The sequence below is a fragment of the Bradyrhizobium campsiandrae genome, assembly GCF_014529705.1.
Taxonomy (GTDB): domain Bacteria; phylum Pseudomonadota; class Alphaproteobacteria; order Rhizobiales; family Xanthobacteraceae; genus Bradyrhizobium; species Bradyrhizobium campsiandrae.
Window position 1 is genome coordinate 1 of sequence record NZ_JAANIH010000137.1, and the last position, 3,719, is coordinate 3,719.

Sequence of the window (3,719 nt, forward strand, 5' to 3'; positions counted from 1 at the left end):
GGCGTAGCCGCCGACGACTTCCTTGGCCTCGATGAAGGGGCCATCGACGACGCTCAGCTCCCCGTCGACGATCCGCACCCGCGCACCTGAAGCAAGCGGCATCAGGCCGCCATTGTCGATCATCCGGCCGGCCTTGATTTCCCGCTCGGAAATCTTCTGCATGGCCTCCATCAGCGCTGGGCTGGGGCCTTTCATCGGCTGGCTGGAGGTGACGATGTACATGAAGCGCATGCAAAACTCCTGATAAGGCGAGACGCGGCCAGTTCGGCCGCGCGATCAGCTCGCTATGGGGATGACGATCCGGCCGGGGCCAGATCGACATGACCTCAGAAAAAATTGGACGCCGAAAAAATTGCAGAAAACGGAAAAGGCTATTGGCGCAGCATGATCAGGGGATCGGCCGTGTCGGGAACCCGCCGCCATTGCGCGTTGTCATCGGCCTCGAACTGCCAGACTTCGCCCGATTTCGACATCAGGATGATCTGGCCGTGCTCGAGCCGCCATTGCGTCGGGTTGAACTGGGCGATCGCCGCATCGCATTTCGGCTTGAGGAAGACCTGGAATTTGTCCTGCCCGGCGTCCGTGTTGGTCAGCGTTATCCCGCAGATCGGCTGCCCGTTGCCGCGGACCATCGCCCAGTCCCCGATCATCTGGTCCATCGACTTGGCCATCGAGCGGGCGGCCGCGAGGTCCTGGAGGATGTAGACGCCCTCGCCCTGCCGCAGGCCTTCGAAGATGCCGGCCTCGACCTCGGTGAAGTCGATCACCGATTCACCTGATGCATCCTGCAGGCGAACGATGTCGAGACCCTTGACGCTCCAGGCCACGATGTCCTTGGTGAAGGGCAGCGCGGCCTTGCAGGCCGGCTCCAGCTCGAGCTTGAATCCCTGTGCCGCGGCGTCGCCCTTCATCGTGACGACGCAGGTCTTGCTGCGTTCGGTGGTCGAGAGCTCCCACTGCCCGACCATCTCCTTCTTCAGGGTCGTCGCATCCTGCGCATGCGCGGTGCCGCCAGCGGCCAAAAGGGCCGAGACGGCGAATACGACGACCCGAAGAATGCGCATCAGCGTCCCTTGAACGGTGTTTCCGCAACCGGCGTCAATGGCGCCTTGCCCGAGAACCAGGACTTGAGGTTGTCGACCACGAGCTGGTCCATGGCGTTGCGCGTCACCACCGAGGCCGAGCCGATATGGGGCAGCAGCACGACGTTCTGCATGGTCTTGAGCTCGTCGGGCACGTTCGGCTCGGCCGCGAACACGTCGAGGCCAGCGGCCAGGATGGCGCCCGATTTCAGCGCCTGGATCAAAGCCTGCTCATCGACGACCGAGCCGCGCGCGACGTTGATCAGCACGCCGCGCGGGCCGAGCGCCTTCAGCACCTCGGCATTGATCATCTTGTTGGTCGAGGCGCCGCCGGGCACGATCACCATCAGCGTATCGACCGCCTTCGCCATCTCGATCAGATCGGGATAGTGCTTGTAGGAGACGTCCTTGGACGGATTGCGCGAATGATAGACCACCGGCACCAGCGAGGCATCGAGCCGGCGCGCGATCGCCTGGCCGATCCGGCCCATGCCGACGATGCCGACCTTGCGGTCGCGCAGCGAGCCGACACTGAGCGGATAGTTCTGGGTCTGCCAGAGGCCGGAGCGGACGTAGCGATCGGCCTTGATGAACTCGCGCAAGGTGGAGATCAAAAGGCCCATCGCAACGTCGGCCACCTCCTCGGTCAGCACGTCAGGCGTGTTGGTGACGATGATGTTGTGCTCGGCCGCGTATTTGGCATCGATGTGGTCGTAGCCGACACCGAAGCTCGCCACCATCTCGATCTTGGGCAATTGCGACAGCGAGTCCCTGTCGGCGCGGACGGTGTGATAGGTCACGGCGACGCCGCGGATCTTCTCGCGGACCGCAGGCGTCAGCCGCTCGAGATCGCCGCGCGTCTCGGCCTTGTGCACGACGAAATGATCGGAAAAACCGTTCTCCAGGATCGGCCGCACCGGCCCATAGATCAAAAGGTCGATCTTGTCGGACGAAATCGAACCGGCAGTCATCAGTTTTCCTTTCCAAGCGCGCTTTCGTGCCAGCGCCGTAAAACGAGGTGGGAAATTAGCGCCAGCACCCCATAGATGACAATCCCGGCGAGCGACAACAAAAGCAGCGCGGCGAACATGCGGGGTATGTTCAATCGATAGCCGGACTCGGCGATCCTGTAGGCGAGGCCCGAGCCGGCGCCCGCCGTTCCCGCCGCGATCTCCGCCACCACCGCACCGATCAGCGACAGGCCGCCGGCAATGCGGAGGCCTCCGAGGATATAGGGCAGCGCCGCCGGCAGTTTCAGGAAACGCAGGGTCTGCGGTGATGATGCGCCATAGAGCTGGAACAGACCGGCGAGGTTGCGATCGACCGAATTCAACCCGAGCGTGGTGTTCGACAGCACCGGGAAAAACGCGACGATGAAGGCGCAGACCACGACGGCAGTTTGCTGCTCCAGATAGATCAGCAAGAGCGGCGCGATCGCGATGACAGGCGTCACCTGCAGCACGACGGCGTAGGGGAACAGCGAATATTCCACCCATTTCGACTGGTTGAACAACAGCGCCAGGGCAATGCCGCCGATGCTTGCGGCAACAAAACCTTCCAGCGTCGTCAGCAACGTGGTCGCGAGCGATTGCGACAACACCGCCCAGTCCTTGATCAGCGTCAGGAAAATCACCGAAGGTGCCGGCAGCACGTAAGGCGGGATCTCCCGGATGCGAACCACCAGCTCCCAGGCGGCGAGCCCAGCCGCGAACAGGATGACAGGCAGCACGAAACGCCCTGCGCGCTGCGCGGCAGATGGCTTGGCGGTGACGGCAGCTGGCGCGTTCATAGCGTCGACTGCCCCTGATAGGACGGTGCCAGCGCGGCCGACACGCGCCGGCAGTAATCCGAATAGGCGGCCGAGGTGCGAAATTCCTCAGCCCGCGGCTCGACGGTCTCGATGCGGATATCGGCCTGGATGCGGCCAGGCCGGGCCGTCATGACCACGACGCGCTGCGACAGATAGACGGATTCGAATACCGAATGGGTGACGAAGATGACGGTCTTGCCGAGGCCGCGCCACAACGCGAGCAGGTCGTTGTTGAGGCGGAAACGCGTGATCTCGTCGAGCGCGGCGAACGGCTCATCCATCAGGAGAATGTCCGGATCGGTGACGAGCGCGCGCGCCAGCGACACCCGCATCTTCATGCCTCCGGAGAGTTCGCGCGGAAAGGCATCGGCGAAATCGGCAAGCCCGACGCTGGCGAGCGCCGCATCGGATCGCGCCCGCCCCTCGGCCTTCGAGATGCCGCCGAGCTTCAGCGGCAGCCGCACATTTTCGCGCACGCTGGCCCAGGGCATCAGGGTCGGTTCCTGGAAGACGAAGCCGATGCCGTGCCCAGGCTGGACCTCGCCCTCGTGGCGCGACACCCGCACCGTGCCTGATGACGCCGCGCTGAGCCCGGCAATCAGCCGCAGCGCCGTCGACTTGCCGCAGCCGGACGGACCGAGCAGCGAGATGAACTCGCCCTTGCGCACCGCAAGGTCGAAGGGACCGAGCGCCATGACGCCATTGTCATAAGCCTTCGTCACGCCGCGCAGGCTGACCGCAAGCGCCGTCAGGCTGGCTTCGACGGCCGGCGAGGTTTTGCTCTCTACCATCGATCGCCAACTGCTGCGACGTCCTTCACCTCTCCC

The 3,719-nt window shown here is 64.0% G+C and carries 5 protein-coding genes; all 5 read right to left on the bottom strand.

The window, feature by feature from the left end:
• The coding region (locus G8O24_RS42235) for a YciI family protein (protein ID WP_244646389.1) at window positions 1-222 on the bottom strand (222 nt) is incomplete at its 3' end.
• Between the two features lie 149 nt (window positions 223-371).
• A complete protein-coding gene (locus tag G8O24_RS42240) occupies window positions 372-1,064 on the bottom strand; it encodes an AprI/Inh family metalloprotease inhibitor (protein WP_188108374.1) in 693 nt (230 codons plus the stop codon).
• A complete protein-coding gene (locus G8O24_RS42245) occupies window positions 1,064-2,053 on the bottom strand; it encodes a 2-hydroxyacid dehydrogenase (RefSeq protein WP_188108375.1) in 990 nt (329 codons plus the stop codon). Before G8O24_RS42245 ends, G8O24_RS42240 begins: the two co-directional genes overlap by 1 nt.
• Complete coding sequence (locus G8O24_RS42250; protein ID WP_188108376.1) at window positions 2,053-2,871, bottom strand: ABC transporter permease; 819 nt, start codon at window positions 2,869-2,871, stop codon at window positions 2,053-2,055. The genes G8O24_RS42245 and G8O24_RS42250 overlap by 1 nt, the downstream gene beginning before the upstream one ends.
• Complete coding sequence (locus tag G8O24_RS42255; protein ID WP_188108377.1) at window positions 2,868-3,683, bottom strand: ABC transporter ATP-binding protein; 816 nt, start codon at window positions 3,681-3,683, stop codon at window positions 2,868-2,870. The genes G8O24_RS42250 and G8O24_RS42255 overlap by 4 nt, the downstream gene beginning before the upstream one ends.
• Window positions 3,684-3,719: the final 36 nt, after the last annotated feature.

What these genes read in the sequence shown, in the direction of transcription:
- G8O24_RS42240 (WP_188108374.1), bottom strand. Translation starts at nt 1,064, where the DNA reads ATGCGCATTCTTCGGGTCGTCGTATTCGCCGTCTCGGCCCTTTTGGCC.
- G8O24_RS42245 (WP_188108375.1), bottom strand. Translation starts at nt 2,053, where the DNA reads ATGACTGCCGGTTCGATTTCGTCCGACAAGATCGACCTTTTGATCTAT.
- G8O24_RS42250 (WP_188108376.1), bottom strand. Translation starts at nt 2,871, where the DNA reads ATGAACGCGCCAGCTGCCGTCACCGCCAAGCCATCTGCCGCGCAGCGC.
- G8O24_RS42255 (WP_188108377.1), bottom strand. Translation starts at nt 3,683, where the DNA reads ATGGTAGAGAGCAAAACCTCGCCGGCCGTCGAAGCCAGCCTGACGGCG.